Below are 15475 nucleotides of genomic sequence, written 5' to 3'. Positions count from 1 at the left end.
CCGGCGCCGCGGTCAGGCCGGGATCTTCACCGGTTCCTCGCTCCGCGCGTCCGCGGGACGGTCCGGCGGGTCGACCGCGAGATGCGGGAGGATCCGGTCGAGCCACGCGGGCAGCCACCAGTTCGCGCGGCCGAGGAGGTGCATGACGGCCGGCACAAGGATCATGCGCAGGATGAACGCGTCCAGGGCGACGGCGCCCGCCAGGCCGATGCCCGCCATCATGCCTTCGCGGTCGCCCGTCAGGATGAACGAGCTGAACACGAAGATCATGATGAGCGCCGCCGAGTTGATGACCCGTCCGGTGCCCGCCTGGCCCACCCGGACCGCGCGCGCGTTGTCGCGGGTGTGCAGCCACTCCTCGTGCATCCGGCTGACCAGGAACACCTGGTAGTCCATCGACAGGCCGAACAGCAGCGGCAGCATGACGACCGGCAGGAAGGACACGATCGGGCCCTCCTTGCCCAGCCCCAGCAGGTCCATGCCCCAGCCCCACTGGAACACCATCACCAGCAGGCCGAACGACGCCGCCGCGGCGATCAGGTTCATCACCGCCGCGGTCACCGGCACCAGGAGGCTGCGGAACGCCACCAGCATCAGCAGCGCGCCCAAGCCGACGATCAGCGCGACGAACCCGGGCATCCGGTCGCCGACCACCGCCGCGAAGTCCTTCTGCAGCGCGGTCTCCCCACCGACGTGGACCTTCAGCGTGGTGCCGCGTTCGGCATCCGGCACGGTCTCGTCGCGCAGCCGGTCGACGAGCCTGTCGGTGGCGAGCGCCTGCGGCGACGTCGACGGGACGACGCGGAGCGCGCGCGTCGCGGAGGCCAAGCCGCCGTCGTCGGGCAGCGGCATGACGTCCGCACGCACCACCCCGGGCGTGCGCCGCACGTCCTCGACCAGCGTGTCGAACGCCCGGGCGTCGCCCGGTCCGTGCAGCTCGGCGACCATCAGCAGCGGTCCGTTGAAGCCCGGCCCGAAGCCTTCCGCGAGCATGTCGTACGCCTGCCGCACGGTCTGCGACGTCCGCTGGTTCCCCTGGTCGTTGGCGCCCAGCCGCAGCGACAGCACCGGCACGGCGAGCGCCGCCATCACGGCCAAGGCGACCGTGCCCAGGACCCGCGGGTGACGCTGGACGAAGCCGGCCCAGCGGGCGGCACCGCTGCCGGCCTCCGCGGAATCCGCCGGGTCCGGTCCGGACGCGGCCAACGCCCGCCGCTCCTTCCGGCTGAGCGCGCGAAGGCCGAGGACGCCGAGCAGCGCGGGCAGCAGCGTCACCGCGGCCAGCACGCTCACCACCACGACCAGGATCGTGGCGACGGCGAGGCCGTCCAGCAGCGTGATGTCGACGGTGAACAGCGCCAGCAGCGCCACCCCCACCGTGCCGCCCGCGAACAGCACCGCCCGGCCCGACGTGTCCAGCGACCGCACCGCCGCTTCCTCGGGAGACAGCCCGGCCTTCAGCCCGTTGCGGTGCCGCGTCACGATGAACAGCGCGTAGTCGATGCCGACCCCGAGCCCGATCAGGCTGCCCAGCAGCGTGGCGAACTCCGGGATGTCGGTGACGTGGCTCAGCAGAACGACCGCGGACAACCCCGTGCCGACCGCGAACACCCCGCTCACCAGCGGCAGCAGCATCGCGAACAGCGAACCGAACGCGAAGAACAGGATGACCCCGGCCGCCACGATGCCCACGATCTCGGCGAGCCCGGCCGGCGGCGCCTGCGCGTCCGCGATCGCCGGACCGCCCAGCTCGACCCGCAGGCCGGGCATGCGGGCCTCCTTCGCCCGGTCGACCAGCCGCTTGGTGTTCCCCTTGTCCAGTTCGAACTGCTGCTTCACGAACGTGATCTCGGCATAGGCGACATGCTCGTCCGCACTGACCTGCGCGGCGCCGGCGGGCTCGTACGGGCTCGACACCTTCCCCACGTCCGGCATACGCGCGACGTCCGCGAGCAGCGCGTCGATGCGCTCGCGAACCGCCGGGTCGCGGACGCTGCCGCGCTCGTTCTCCCACACGATCGTGTCGACGTCGCCCGCCTGGTCCGGCACCGCCTCCCGCAACCGGTCGTACGCCGCCGACGAGCCGGTACCCGGAATCCTGAAGACGTTCGAATACGCCGTCCCCGCGCTCACGGCCGCCGCCACCGTCCCGAACAGCAACCCCACCCACAACACGAGCACCACCGAACGGTGCTTGAGACACCACCGTGCCCAGGCCGCCATGGCCGCCCTCCCGATCGTCGTCCGGGACCCGCCCGGAGATCCGTCTGCCGGCCCCAGACTCGGTCGGCGGCGGCCGCGGAACGACCGGCGGTACGGCGACTCACAAGAAGCTCACAACCTACGCCCCGGAGTTCCGCAAGCCCGCGGTCGATAATCGGAACATGAGCAGCAGTCAGGCACGAGGCGGAGCAACCGTGTTGGTGGTCGAAGACGAGCCGAGCATCGCGGACGTCCTGGCCATCACCCTGCGGTTCCACGGATTCGACGTGGTCACCGCCGACGGCGTCCAGACGGCACTCGCCGCCGCCCGCAGCACCCGGCCCGACGCCGTCCTCCTGGACATCTCCCTCCCGGACGGCGACGGACGCCAGGTGTGCCGCATCCTGCGCGCCGAGCGGCCCGAACTGGCCGTCGTCTTCCTCACCGCCCGCGACGCCCCCGCGGACATCGTCAAAGGCCTCACCCTCGGCGGCGACGACTACATCACCAAACCGTTCAACGTCGACGAACTCGTCGCCCGCACCCGCGCCGTGCTGCGCCGCACCCGCCCCGCGGCGGCCGAGACCGCACCGCCCGCGCCGCGCCCGCCCGTCCTCCGGCACGGCGACCTGGAACTGGACGAGGCCACCTACCTGGCCCGGCGCGGCGACCACAGCGTGGAACTCACGCCCACCGAATTCGCGCTGCTCCGCCACTTGATGCGGCACGCCGACCGGATCGTGCCCAAGGAGCAACTGCTGCGCGAGGTGTGGCGGTACGAGCACACCGTCGAATCCACCGTGGTCGAGACCTACATCAGCTACCTGCGCCGCAAGCTCGACCCGCTCGCCGCCGACGGGACGCCGCTCATCACCACGCGCCGCGGCGTCGGCTACGGGCTCGCCCCGGCGGTCGGCGGCGCCGCGTGAGACGGCACCACCGGCCCGGCTCCGCCGAACGGCGCCCGCACTCCGTCGCGATGCGCGCCAAACTGGCGCTCAGCAGCATCGTCGTGCTGGCCGTCGGACTGGCGCTGCTGATCTGGTTCAGCATGATGGGCATCCGCCACTACCTGCTGTCCGGGATCGACAACGACCTGACGTCCGGGCGCGACAGCATCGAGCAGACCCACATGACGCGGGCGCAGCTCTCCGTCATCGGCTCGGTGCTGGGGCTGCACGACGCGCTGGAGGCGGCCGGGCTGCACGGGAACACGTTCGTCCTCGTCGACGCGCAGGGCACCGCGCTGCCGCTGGCCGGGAGCGACCCGAGCCCGGTGCAGCGCGCCCTCGCCGCGGCGATCCGCGGCCCGAGGGGCACGCCCGCGCACGAGAAGCCGTTCGACGTGTCGGCCGGCGGGAAGTCCTACCGCGCGGTGGTCGCCGCGCTGCCCGACGGCGAGTTCGTCCTGCTGGCCCGGACCATGGACGACGCGAACGGGGTGGTGGACAAGGTCGTCCACATGGAACTCGCCGTCGGCGGCGTCCTCGTGCTCTTGCTCGGCACGTTCATCTACTGCGGTGCCCGCTGGCGCCTGCGGCCCCTCGAGGACATGGTCGACACGGCCTCCGGCATCGCGGAAGGCGGACCCGACCGGCCCGACTTGTCCGCGCGGGTGGCGCCGCGCAAACGCTCGTTCGCCGAAGTCGAACAACTGCGTACCGCGCTCAACGCGATGCTGCACCAGGTCGAAGGAGCGTTCAAAACCCGCGAGCACGCCGCCGCCCACCTCAAACAGTTCGTCGCGGACGCCTCCCACGAGCTGCGCACGCCGCTCGCGGCCATCCGCGGATATTTGCAGCTGTACGAGAAGGGCATGCTGACCACGCCGGAGGAGGAGCGCCGCGCGCTGAGCCGGATGAGTTTCGAAGCCGAGCGGATGGCCCGGCTCGTGGACGAACTCCTCGCCTTGGCCCGGCTCGACCAACGGCCCAGCGTGCAGTGCCGGCCGGTCGACCTGGCGGCGCTGGTGCGCGGCGCGGCCGCCGACCTGAGCGCGCAGCAGCCGGAGCGGCGGGTCGAGGTGGACGTGCCGGACGCCTGCCTCGTCCTCGGCGACGAGGCGACGCTGTGTCAGATCGTGGCCAACCTGCTGGCAAACGTGCGGACGCACACGCCGGTGTCCGCGGACGTGCGGGTCACCGTCGCCGACGACGGCGACCGCCGGCGCGTGCTGCGCGTCCGCGACGAAGGCCCCGGGATGCGCCCGCAGGACGCCGAACGGATCTTCGACCGGTTCTTCCGCGCCTCGCGGGACGGGGGAGCGGCGGTCGACGGCGCCGCCCCTGCCGAGACCGGCAGCGGCCTCGGCATGGCCGTGGTCCGGGCCGCCGTCGCGGCGAACGGCGGCACGGTCTCCGTCGACACCGCCCCGGGCGCGGGGCTCACCGTCGAGGTCCGGCTGCCCGCGGCGGCGGCCGTGCCCGCCGACGACCGGGCGGCGGAACCTGCGGTGCGGTCGTGACGCCGTGCCGTGCTCAGGCGCTGATCGCGCCCGTCCCCAGGAGGCCGAACAGCAAGACGCCGACGACGATCCGGTAGACCACGAACGCATTGAACGTGTGCCGGGCGACGAACTTGAGCAGCCACGCGATGGACGCGTACGCGACCAGGAACGACACCAGCGTGCCGGCCACGAGCGGCCCGGCACCGGCCCCGGAGCCGAGCGCGTCCTTCAGCTCGTACAGCCCGGCGCCGGTGAGGGCCGGGATGCCGAGGAAGAACGACAGGCGCGTGGCGGCGACCCGGTCGAGGTCGAGGAAGAGCCCGGTGGAGATCGTCGCGCCGGAGCGGGAGAAGCCGGGGAACAGCAGCGCGAGGATCTGCGAGCAGCCGACGAGCATCGTGTCCATGAGGGAGGTGTCGTCGTCGCCGCGCTTGTGGCGGCCCACTTGGTCGGCCGCCCACATCACCGCACTGCCCGCGATCAGCGACCCGGCCACCACCCACAAGGAGGCGAGCGGGCCGTTGATCAGCGGCTTGGCGGCGAGGCCGACGACCACGATCGGGATCGTGGCGTAGATGACCCACCAGCCGAACTTGTAGTCGTGGTGGTACCGCTCCTCCGGCTCCCGCAGACCGCGCGTCCACGCGGTGGCGATCCGGGCGATGTCCTGGGCGAAGTACACCAGCACGGCGGCGATCGCCCCGACCTGGATGACCGCGGTGAACCCCACCACGGCGGTGTCGTCGACCGGGATGCCCATGATCCCTTCGGTGATCTTCAGATGCCCGGTCGAGGACACGGGCAGGAACTCCGTGACCCCTTCGACGATGCCGAGGACGACCGCTTGGCCGAGGCTGATGGCGCTCATGGGTCCTTCCGGGGTGGAGCGGAGGCGTCGCGCTGCCGCGATCGGCGGCGGGGCGGGGGAGACGGAGTCTGCCTCCGGTCCCCGGATACAGGCTTACCGCCGCAAGGCCGGTCGTCGGCCGTTCGGCACGTCGGCCATTCGGAGGAATCCGCCGGGGCGGCTCAGCCCCACACGGCCTGGGCCGCCGCGGCACCCGTGAACGCGGCGCCGAGACCGGCGGCGACGCGCCAGCTCGGCGGGCGGGATCTGGGCGGTCGACGTGCGCCGGGCCCGGGGTGGCACGGCGCTACGTTGAGGAGGTGGGAGAAAGGCGTCGGGCGTGGCCGGGGGCGCTTCCCGCCGGGCGCTGGGCGGCCGTGGGAGAGGCGCTGTGAGCGGGCGGTCCGCGAGTCGGCGGATGATGTGGCCGCTGTATGCGGCCGGGTTCACCACGGCATTCGGCGCGCACGGTATTGCCGCCAACCTCGGGGCGGAGCCGCTCCGCTCGGTGCTCTACCTCGGCGTCCTGCTGGCGCTGTACGACGGCGCGGAGGTGGTGCTGAAGCCGGTGTTCGGGACGCTGGCCGACCACGTGGGCGCACGGCCGGTGCTGGTGGGCGGACTGATCGGCTTCGCGGGGGCATCGGCGCTGTTCGTCGCCGTCCGCGACCCGGGCTGGCTGTGGGCGGCACGGCTGGGACAGGGCGCGGGGGCATCGGCGTTCTCTCCGGCCGCGTCCGCGCTCGTGGCCCGGCTGAACCCCCGGGCCGGGCACGGGCGGGCGTTCGGCACGTACGGCTTTGCGAAGAGCATCGGTTACACGGCGGGCCCGCTGCTCGGCGGCGTACTGGTGTGGACGGGCGGCCTGACCCTGCTGTTCGCGGTCCTGACGGCGGTCGCGGCGGCAGTCGCGCTCTGGGCGGCGGCCGCGGTGCCCACCGTACCCCCGCTGCCCAAGACCCGGCAGACCTTGGCCGACCTCGCCCGCCGCCTCACCGATGGCGCGTTCCTCCGCCCGGTCACCGCTCTGGCGGCGGCGACGGCGGCACTGTCCGTCGGCGTCGGCTTCCTCCCCCTGGCCGGCCGCACCGACGGCCTGTCCCCGGTGGCTACGGGCGCCGCGGTCTCGGCCCTGGCCCTGTGTGCGGCCGTGACCCAACCCCAGGCGGGTCGCGCGCTGGACGCGGGACACCTGACGGCTCGCACCGGAGTGACCGCGGGTTTGGTGTTGATCGCGTGCGGCTTGGCGGCGGCGGTGCTGCCGGGCGTCCTCGGCTTGCTCCTCGCGGCTGTACTGATCGGCATGGGGACGGGTGTCATCACCCCGTTGGCTTTCGCCGCGTTGGTTGCCGGCACGCCGCGGGAACGTCTGGGCCAGACCCTGGGGACCGCCGAGCTTGGGCGGGAACTCGGCGACGCGGGAGGCCCGTTGCTGGTCGCGTCGATTGCGGCGGGGGCCTCGCTGGGGTGGGGGTTCGTGGTGCTGGGGGTGGTGCTGGGGGTGTCGGCGGTGGTGTCGTCCGGTCGGTGGCGCGACTGACGCTTCTCGGTGGGGTGCCGACACCCGGACGCTCTTCGGCAGCGGGCCGCTTCGCGCGCACTGATTGCGGAGAATAGTCGTCAGCCACCCCCGCAGCCGCCGTTCCCGCTCAGCTCTGAGGACCTCCCTTGCCCACCACCCGCCTCCTCCTCACCACCGACACCCACATCCCCCGGCGCGCCCGGCTCCTCCCCGAGCCGCTCCTCGCGGCCATCAGCGCCGCCGATGTCGTCGTGCATGCCGGGGACTGGGTGGACGAGGCCACGCTCGACCTCTTCACCGCGCGGGCGCGGCGGCTTGTTGCCGTGTACGGCAACAACGACGGGCCCGAGCTGCGGGCCCGGTTGCCCGAGGTCGCGCGGGCCGACGTCGACGGGCTGCGGTTGGCGGTCGTGCACGAGACCGGGGCCGCGGCCGGGCGGGAACGGCGTTGTGCGGCACGGTTTCCGGACACCGACCTGCTGGTCTTCGGGCACAGCCACATCCCGTGGGACACCACCGCCCCCGGCGGCCTGCGCCTGCTGAACCCCGGCTCGCCGACCGACCGGCGCAGTCAGCCGCAACACACGTACATGACCGCCGACGTCACCGACGGCGTGCTGACCGACGTGCGGCTGGTCGCGCTGTAGCGGATCCGGGCGTTCGCCTTCCGCTTCCGCAACGGCCCGTTGGTCCGATGTGGTGAATTCGTGCGGGCAACGGAGGAGTTGTGGTTTCGGCCGGGGAGGACATCTCCGCCAGGGTGCGCGGACGCGTACCGGTTCCACGAAACGACCCCGGGGTGTGCTTTGACGACCGCCGACCGCACGAAAATCGACCGCCGGAGCATGTTCCGCCTGACCTCGGCCGCCGCGGTCGGCGCCGGCCTCGCCGTCGGCGTCGCGGGGGCCGCGGAGGCCGCGCCGGCGCGTGCCGGGCAGTTCGTGCTGACGGGCAAGCGCTCCGGCGCGAATATCCCGAACGTGCTGACCCCGGGCGCGGGCTACTTCGTGCACTACGACCTGACCGACGCGAACGGCAAGGCGGCAGGCACCGAGAGCGCGTTCACCGTCCCGGTCACCGTCGGCCTCGACGGCGCCCTCGTCGTCTCGACGCTCGTCCTGGTCCTGAACGACGGCCAGATCACCGCCAACGCCGCCTTCCAGCGTCCGCTGCCCTCGGTCACCGAGATCGCGACGACGTACACCCCGTGGTCCCACACCTTCGCCGTCACCGGCGGCACCGGCACGTACGTCGGCGCCTCCGGCACGATCACCATCGACCACCCGACGAAGGACGACGACAAGCTGACGATCGACCTGAAGTAGCGAAGCCGCGCGGGAGAGGCCCGCGGCGTCCCGGGCCCATCGGCCCGCGGACGCCTTTCGCGCGGCCCGACGTAGGCTGCCGATGTGGGACCAACGCGTGGTGGCGGGCGCACCCCGGCGGGGCCGGTGGTGCCGGACCCGTATGTCTCGGTGGTGCGGCGGCCCTCGCTGCCGTCGCTCGCGCCGTTCGTCCGGGTGATCGGGTACGCGGGGGAGGCGGGCGGAGGCTCATTCCCGCAGGCCGCTGAGCTGGTACTGCCGAACGGCGGGCTCCAGCTCCTGGTGAACCTCGACCGGGACGAGCTGGGCTCCCGCGCGGCCGGTGCCGATCGGCTCACCCGCGGGGCGGCGTTGCAAGGCCCGCAGTCCGGGCCCGTCGTGGTCGAGCCGGAGCAGCAGCGGGCCGTCGTGTGGGCGGCTTTCCATACCGCCGGGGCGGGGCCGTTCGCCGCGGTGCCGTTGGCCGCGGTGCGGGAACGGCTGGTCGGGCTCGAGGACCTGTGGGGGCGGGGCGGGGCCGTCCTGCGCGAACGGCTGCTGGAGGCCGCGGCGGCCGGGGGACCGCAGGCGTGCCTGCGGGAACTCGAGGCGGCTTTGGCGGAGGTTGCCGCACCTGAGCGCGCGCCGGACCCCGCGGTGCGCATGGCCGCCGCGCGGCTCGGCCGCGGCGTGTCGGTGGCCGAGGCCGCGGACGGGATCGGCTGGACCACGCGGCGGCTGTCCGCCGCGTTCGCCGCGCAGGTCGGGTTGTCGCCGAAGCGGTACGCACGGATCCGGCGCTTCCAGCGGCTCCTCGCCCGGGTGAACGGCGAACCCGAAAGCCACGATTGGGCGTTGCTCGCGGCCGAGGTCGGCTACCACGACCAGGCCCACCTGATCCACGAGTTCCGGGCGCTCGCCGGGATGACGCCGACCGCGTACGCCCCGCGGTCCGCCGCCGCGCTCAACCACGTGCCGCTGCTCGGGTGACCGCGCCGCGCCCGCGCCGATTCCTACAATCCCGGGCGCCGGTCACGGGCAATCCTGGACCCATGACGAACACCGACATCCACGGCCTCTACGCACGCCTCGTCGTCTCCGACGCCGCGCGGGCGATCGACTTCTACCGCTCGGCGCTCGGCGCCGAGGAGGTCGAGCGATACACCGACAAGGACGGCCACATCGTGCACGCCATGCTGCGCATCGGCGGCGTGCCGATCGCTGTCAAGGACGAGGGCATCGACCCCCACCCGAACGCGCTCGGCGGCACCCCCGTGATCATCGCCCTGGAGGTGGCCGACGCCGACGCCGTGGCCGACGCGATGGTGCGCGGCGGCGCGACCGTCGTGTTCCCCGTGAGCGACCAGCACTACGGCCAGCGCAGCGGCCGCCTCGCCGACCCGTTCGGCCACGTGTGGATGATCGCCCAGCCCCTCGAATCGCTGACTCCCGACGAACTCCAGCAGCGCATGCAGGAACTCGACGGCTAGGGCGTTTCTGGTGTGAATATCCACCAGAAACGCCCTGGTGCGTCCGGTCGCCAGGCCCGGAGTGCCGGTCGCCCGGCGAGTGAGCGGCCGGCCTCGCGGGCCGCGGTGAGGGCCTCGGGGCGCCTGCTCGAGACCGCCCGCGAACTCGTCGTGGAGCACGGCGTGGAGCAGGCGTGGAGCACGTGACGATGGACGGCCTGGCCGAACGTGCCGGGCTGGGCAAAGGCACCGTCTTCCGTCGCTTCGGCGCCCGGGCGGCATCTTCCGGGCCCTGCTGGGCGCGGCCGAGCGGCAGTTCCAGGAGCAGGTCCTCTCCGGCCCCTCGCCGCTCGGTCCCGGCGCCGACCCTGTGGCGCGGCTCGCCGCATACGGCCGCGCGCGCATCGCGTCCTTCTCGACAACCACGCTGTCGCCCGCGCGGCACTCGACCGCGCCCAGCCGATCCGGGCCGGCGACGCTTCCGTGTCCCAGCTCCATATCCGGGTGCTGCTGGGGCAGGCCGACGTACGGATGCCCAGCCTGGACGGCCTCTCCCTCCAGCTCACCGCCGCGCTGGAGGGCCCGCTGCTGGTCTACCTGTCCATGTCCGGATCGAGCGTCCCTCCGGCGCGGGACGTCGACGGCCTTCTCGGCGACAGCTGGCAGGCCCTGGTCGAACGCGTCACCGCGCCTCCCCTGACCCCCGAGGCCCGCGTCGGCCGCGATGCCGTCCACGCGGATTCACTCCCCGGCGACCGATGATTTCCCGGTCGCCGGGGAGTCGCTTCTTGCACGGACGCAATTTCGCGAAAGCCGAGCGGAAGTGGAAAGGGATCCCATGGCCATCACCCACGTCCTCGCCGTCGCCCCCGTGCGGGACATCGAGCAGTCGGTCGCGTGGTACGAGCGGCTCTTCGGCCGGCCCGCCGATCTGAGGCCCATGCCCGGGCTCGCCGACTGGCACCTCGCGGTCGGCGGGTGGCTGCACGTGTTCCAGGACCCGGAGCGGGCCGGGGCGACGCTGGTGAACTTCGCCGTCGAGGACCTCGACAAGGAGACCGCCGCCTTGGCCCAACGCGGTCTGGTGCTCGGCCCGGTGCAGCCCGGCGCGGGCGGCACCGCCCGGTTCGCCGCGATCGAAGACCCGGACGGGAACCGGGTCACGCTGATCGAGAACCCGGCGGCCTGACCCGTCAGACCTCGGCCTGCCGCCCTGCCGCGTCCAGGTAGGCCACGGTCGTCGCGTCCGCGTGCGGCAGGAGGAGCACGCGGAGTTCCTCGGCGGCCGCCTTGACCAGGTGGCCGTCACGCGCGGCCTGGACGGTTTCGAGCAGGAAGACCACGCGGCGGGAGTCCTCGGTGACCCGCGTGCGGTCGGCGTCGCGGTGGTTCCAATGGCGGGTGAGGACACCCGACGCATCGCTGTAGACGACCTCGCCGGGCTTGGGCGTCTCGACCGTGCCGGGTTCGCCCAGCGGGGTGAACCGCTCGGTGCCGTCGGCGTAGTGGATCGCGATGTCGCCCGCGACGCGGTCCAGGTCGAACGCCCCCGCGGGCAGTCCGTGCCGCACCGAAACGGCGTTGTACGAGTCGACCGCCGGGTTGATCCGCGGCAGCGCGCCGCGCTTGGCGAGGCGGCGCCCGAGGGCGTCGACACTGGGCCGGATCCGCCGCGGGTTGGTCCCGAAAGCCCGGTAGGCCGCGTGCCAGGCCTCGATGCGCGGGTCGGTCTCGTCGGCGGGCTGCCACGTGCCCGCGGCCAAGTCGCCTTCGAGCCCGGCGACCGCCGCCTCGGTGACGGGCCACGGCTCGTGCCCGCGCAGTCCGGTGGCGACCACGAGGGCGATCAGCGTGTCGGGGAAGGCGTCGGCGACGGCGGCGTCGAGGCGGAGAGTCGGCAAGGCACGGATTCCGTTTCCTGAGGCGTCCCGAGGGCGGAGACGCCCCGACCTTGCCGCGCCGCGGCGGCCGGACGCAACCGGACGCGCGGTGGGCGGCGACGATCTGTTCTCCCCGGCTCGCGGCGAGGGCGGACCAACCCTCTCAATCCATCGCCCCCGTGACCAGCTCGTGCCCCAGCAGAGCCCCGCCGAAGACCACGAACCCGGCGCCGATGAACCACGACTCGACGACGAGGAGCGTGCCGACGGTGCCGTAGGTGACGGCATTGCTGACGATCAGGGGAGCGAAGACCAAGGTGGAGAAGAGCCGCAGGCCGACCAGTCCGACGATGGTGGCGATAGCGCCCGGGGACAGGAAGCGGGCGGGGACGCGGCCGCCGAGGAGGAAGTAGGGGCTCCACCAGAAGAACAGCCAGCCGCCGATGACGATGACGACGACCCGGATCACGCTGTGGGACGCGCTGTCGAGGGGCAGGTCGCGGCTGGCCGCCATGCCGAACAGGTAGAGGCTGAGCACGGCGAGCCAGATCGTGCCGCGCCACGCCCGGTGCCACGCGCCGACGGTCAGGCCCCAGATCTTGGCGTAGCCGGTCTGCACGCTGGAGGCGAAGGTCAGGCCGAACACCGCGAGGATGGCGAGGCTGAACGCGCTCGTGGTGCTCAGCACCTGGCGCGGCGCGGTGAACAGATCCTGCACCGAGGCGGCTGATCGGCCGGAGATCCCCATCGCGTCCACGATCCACCCGCCGAACCCGGGATAGGCCACGTCCTCGGGCAGCGGGTTCGCCGCGGCCATGACGATGAGCAGCGGCACCAGCGTGACCAGCCCCAGCGCGGCGAAGCCCATCGAACGGTGCATCAGCTCCACGTCGGTGGCGTGCTGGTAGCAGCCCCGCGCACTGGCCACCGACCGCCGGACGCCCGCGTTCCCGGACAGTCTGCGCCCTGCCGCCTGCCGGGCCGCGGTGCGGCGCTGTCGGCCGTCCTGGGCGGGCTCGTCGCGCCGCTCGCTCATGGCGCCCTTCCGTTTCGGTCCGCCGTCTGCCGGCCCGGCGCCGTCGCCGTGGCCTGAATGTGCGCTACCCGGTTGGCGCTCGACTATCCCGCGGGACATGACCGCCACCCCGGTCGGGCGGGCCGTGCCTGTCCGGGCCGCACCCCTCGCCACCTGCACGGACGATTCAATCGCCGGACGTGATTTTCGGCATATGACGGAGCGTCAGATAATGCGTCCGAAAGCGTTGCCTTCGGGGGAGGCTCGTCCCTAGGCTCCCGGCATGTCCGAGAACCTCAAGCCGGAGGAGTTCGTCACACCCTCGCGTGACGACATCCCCGCGATCAGCCGCCAGCACGTGCAGGGCCTGGAAGCCACCGACGACGACTCGGTGTGGATCTACGGCGGGATGAACCACGTCCTCATCCACACGGTCGGCCGGCGCACCGGAAACCTGCACAAGGTCGCGCTGCCGTTCTGGGCGGACAAGGACGGGCACCGCGTCGTCGTCGCGTCGTTCGCGGGCGCGCCGCAGAACCCGGCCTGGTTCACCAACCTCTCGGACCGCACCGCCAACCCGCAGCTGCTGGTGCGCGTGCAGGGTGCCACGTACTGGAGCGACCACGAGGTCCTGGACGGCGACGAGTACACCGCCACCTGGGCCGCGCTGACCGCCGAGCGCCCGTTCTACAAGGACTACCAGGCCAACTGCGACCGCCGGATCCCGCTCGTCCGCCTGCCCGAGACGGTGCGGATCGCCAGCCGCGGCTGAGCACCCCCCTGTGTGGCGAAAACGCCCGCTGCGCCCGGAATCTCCCCGGGGGCGGCGGGCTTTTCCTGTGCCCGGGACCCGTGATGGGGTGGGGTCGCGACGTCGGGACCGCACCACGATCCGTTTGCCCGACCCTTGCGCTTGCATAGTTGCTTAACTGTTGAAGTGTTGTGCATGCTGCATGGTCGACGCCTTGTAGCGCGTACGTGCGGCCATCGCCGTCGGTGTAGGGATTTCGCAACTACGGAACTACTCGCCGCCGGTAACCGTCTCCATCGTTGGACGCGCGCGGCTGCGGGCGCCGGCCGTTGGTACGACGAGCGATGGAGACCCGTGACCGTCCGAGAAGAACAGCAATCGCGTGCCGCGGCCCGACGCGCGATACGCGGCGACCGGCGACGCATCCGGTGGCGCCGGCGATTGCGCACCGCCGGAATCACGACGCTGGTCCTCCTCGTGGTGATCTTCTCCGGCGCCGGCTGGATCTACTACAAGCTGAACAAGGACATCAACACGTTCAGCGACGACGGCGTCGCCCAGGATCGGCCGCCGGACACGTCGCCGGGGCAGAACATCCTGATCCTCGGCTCCGATTCGCGGTCGGGCGACAACTCGGACTTCGCCGGGGGCAGCGCGGAGAACGTCGGCGGGTCCGACACGACGCTCCTCATGCACGTGTACGCGGACCACAAGCACGCCGTCGCGGTGTCCATCCCGCGTGACACGCTCGTCACGGTGCCGTCGTGCCGCCAACAAGACGGAACGTGGACCAAGCCCAAGAACAACGTCAAGATCAACTCGGCGTTCGAGGTGGGGCTGTTCAAGGACGGCAACCCGGCCTGCACCCAGAACACGGTCGAGAAGCTCACCGGACTGCGCGTCGACCACACGATCGTGGTGAACTTCGCCGGGTTCGCCGCCATGACCTCCGCGGTGAACGGCGTCGACGTGTGCATGCCCAAGGACGTGTACGAGGGCGACCTCAACCCCAACCTCGGGCACAAGGGCGCACTGGTCTTCCCCAAGGGCCCGCAGAAGGTCTCCGGGCAGAAAGCGCTCGACTACGTCCGCATCCGGCACGGCATCGGCGACGGCTCGGACATCGGCCGTATCAAGCGCCAGCAGGCCTTCATCTCCAGCCTGCTCAAGGCCATCAAGGCGAAGGGCCTCAGCCCCACGACGCTGCTGCCGCTCGCCGAGTCCGCCGCGAAGTCCATGACGTTCGACCCCGGACTCAACTCGGTCGACAAGCTGCTGTCCTTCGGGCTCGGCCTCAAGGACATCGACCTGCACAACATCAAGTTCAGCACCGTACCGTGGCGCTACCAGGGTGAAGACGTCGCGATCGTGCAGCCGGACGCGAACGCCGTGTGGGCCGCGATCCGCGACGACCGGACCCTCGACAACCAGGACGCGAGCGGCCAGAACGGCCAGAACCCGTCCGCCTCGGCCACCCCGCCCGCGGCGCCCACCACCGCCCCGCCGACGGTCAACGGCAGCGGCATCCGCGTCGGCGTCTACAACGGCACCGTCACCCCCGGCCTGGCCGGCCGTGCCTCGGACATGCTCAAGGCCCAGGGCTTCACCGTGACCGCGGCGGGCACCGCGAAGGTGCAGGACCAGACCACCACGCTGGTCGAGTACGCGGCCGGCAAGGCCGAGCAGGCGAAGACCGTGGCCGCGGCGTTCCCCGGCGCGCAGGTGCGGCAGGCCGACGGCGTCACCGGCATCCGCGTCGTGCTCGGCGCCGATTACGCCGCCACCGGGCCCAAGGCGTCCGGCTCGCCGTCGGCGCCCGCCCCGACCTCGGTGCCCACGAAGGTCGCCGACGACGCGCGGTCGGCGGACGAGGACGTGTGCGCGGACCTGTCGTACGGGTGATCGGCGCCTGACAGGCGAGCATGCCGCGGGGGGCCCGGGGGGGGGGCCCGGGGGCGCCGCCGCCGGAGGGGGCGCCCCCCCCGCCGGCCGGGGGGGGCCCCCCGGGGGGGTGAAAACAAAAAAACACCCCCCCCACC

15 protein-coding genes are annotated in these 15475 nt (G+C 72.5%); 11 read left to right on the top strand and 4 right to left on the bottom strand.

The features are described from left to right. Positions 1 to 12: 12 nt before the first annotated feature. Positions 13 to 2223, bottom strand: coding sequence for an MMPL family transporter (locus tag ACPA54_RS34385; protein ID WP_423535757.1), 2211 nt, complete (start codon positions 2221 to 2223; stop codon positions 13 to 15). A 161-nt stretch (positions 2224 to 2384) separates the two neighbouring features. On the opposite strand from ACPA54_RS34385, the gene ACPA54_RS34380 reads away from it, so the two are divergent. Then, the gene (locus ACPA54_RS34380; RefSeq protein ID WP_345680482.1) at positions 2385 to 3131 is read left to right on the top strand and encodes a response regulator transcription factor; all 747 of its coding nucleotides are present in this window, start codon (positions 2385 to 2387) and stop codon (positions 3129 to 3131) included. A 50-nt stretch (positions 3132 to 3181) separates the two neighbouring features. Continuing rightward, the gene (locus ACPA54_RS34375; RefSeq protein ID WP_423535755.1) at positions 3182 to 4666 is read left to right on the top strand and encodes a sensor histidine kinase; all 1485 of its coding nucleotides are present in this window, start codon (positions 3182 to 3184) and stop codon (positions 4664 to 4666) included. 13 nt (positions 4667 to 4679) lie between these two features. Here the strand turns inward: ACPA54_RS34375 and ACPA54_RS34370 are convergent, their stop codons facing one another. Continuing rightward, positions 4680 to 5516 (bottom strand): undecaprenyl-diphosphate phosphatase, encoded by an 837-nt coding sequence (locus ACPA54_RS34370; protein ID WP_423535753.1) that lies wholly within the window; start codon positions 5514 to 5516, stop codon positions 4680 to 4682. Positions 5517 to 5916: 400 nt separating this feature from the next. Here ACPA54_RS34370 and ACPA54_RS34365 point away from each other — a divergent pair, with 400 nt between their 5' ends. The 7 genes from ACPA54_RS34365 to ACPA54_RS34335 all read left to right on the top strand — a co-directional run bounded on the left by ACPA54_RS34365 (position 5917) and on the right by ACPA54_RS34335 (position 10979). Beyond that, positions 5917 to 7035: an MFS transporter gene (locus ACPA54_RS34365; RefSeq protein ID WP_423535890.1), complete on the top strand. Its 1119-nt coding sequence runs from the start codon at positions 5917 to 5919 to the stop codon at positions 7033 to 7035. Positions 7036 to 7163: 128 nt separating this feature from the next. Continuing rightward, the gene (locus ACPA54_RS34360; protein ID WP_423535751.1) at positions 7164 to 7664 is read left to right on the top strand and encodes a metallophosphoesterase family protein; all 501 of its coding nucleotides are present in this window, start codon (positions 7164 to 7166) and stop codon (positions 7662 to 7664) included. 198 nt (positions 7665 to 7862) lie between these two features. Continuing rightward, complete coding sequence (locus ACPA54_RS34355; RefSeq protein ID WP_423535749.1) at positions 7863 to 8342, top strand: hypothetical protein; 480 nt, start codon at positions 7863 to 7865, stop codon at positions 8340 to 8342. Positions 8343 to 8426: 84 nt separating this feature from the next. Continuing rightward, positions 8427 to 9311, top strand: coding sequence for a helix-turn-helix domain-containing protein (locus ACPA54_RS34350; protein ID WP_423535747.1), 885 nt, complete (start codon positions 8427 to 8429; stop codon positions 9309 to 9311). A 62-nt stretch (positions 9312 to 9373) separates the two neighbouring features. After that, positions 9374 to 9811 (top strand): VOC family protein, encoded by a 438-nt coding sequence (locus ACPA54_RS34345; protein ID WP_423535745.1) that lies wholly within the window; start codon positions 9374 to 9376, stop codon positions 9809 to 9811. Between the two features lie 462 nt (positions 9812 to 10273). Continuing rightward, the gene (locus ACPA54_RS34340; RefSeq protein WP_423535744.1) at positions 10274 to 10552 is read left to right on the top strand and encodes a hypothetical protein; all 279 of its coding nucleotides are present in this window, start codon (positions 10274 to 10276) and stop codon (positions 10550 to 10552) included. A 76-nt stretch (positions 10553 to 10628) separates the two neighbouring features. Then, positions 10629 to 10979 (top strand): VOC family protein, encoded by a 351-nt coding sequence (locus tag ACPA54_RS34335; protein WP_423535742.1) that lies wholly within the window; start codon positions 10629 to 10631, stop codon positions 10977 to 10979. Between the two features lie 4 nt (positions 10980 to 10983). Here ACPA54_RS34335 and ACPA54_RS34330 read toward each other — a convergent pair whose 3' ends face one another. Then, the gene (locus ACPA54_RS34330) at positions 10984 to 11691 is read right to left on the bottom strand and encodes a B3/B4 domain-containing protein (protein ID WP_423535741.1); all 708 of its coding nucleotides are present in this window, start codon (positions 11689 to 11691) and stop codon (positions 10984 to 10986) included. A 142-nt stretch (positions 11692 to 11833) separates the two neighbouring features. After that, positions 11834 to 12706 carry a ribonuclease BN gene (locus ACPA54_RS34325; RefSeq protein WP_423535739.1) on the bottom strand — a complete coding sequence of 291 codons (873 nt, stop codon included), beginning with the start codon at positions 12704 to 12706 and terminating at the stop codon, positions 11834 to 11836. 262 nt (positions 12707 to 12968) lie between these two features. On the opposite strand from ACPA54_RS34325, the gene ACPA54_RS34320 reads away from it, so the two are divergent. Beyond that, entirely contained in the window at positions 12969 to 13457 is a 489-nt protein-coding gene (locus ACPA54_RS34320) for a nitroreductase/quinone reductase family protein (protein ID WP_345679795.1), read from the top strand. Positions 13458 to 13877: 420 nt separating this feature from the next. After that, positions 13878 to 15338 carry an LCP family protein gene (locus tag ACPA54_RS34315; protein ID WP_423535737.1) on the top strand — a complete coding sequence of 487 codons (1461 nt, stop codon included), beginning with the start codon at positions 13878 to 13880 and terminating at the stop codon, positions 15336 to 15338. Positions 15339 to 15475: the final 137 nt, after the last annotated feature.

It is taken from the genome of Uniformispora flossi (genome assembly GCF_049534875.1).
GTDB lineage: Bacteria > Actinomycetota > Actinomycetes > Streptomycetales > Streptomycetaceae > Yinghuangia > Yinghuangia aomiensis.
Note: the sequence above shows the minus strand (reverse complement) of the source record. Positions and strands in the feature narration are given on the sequence as shown.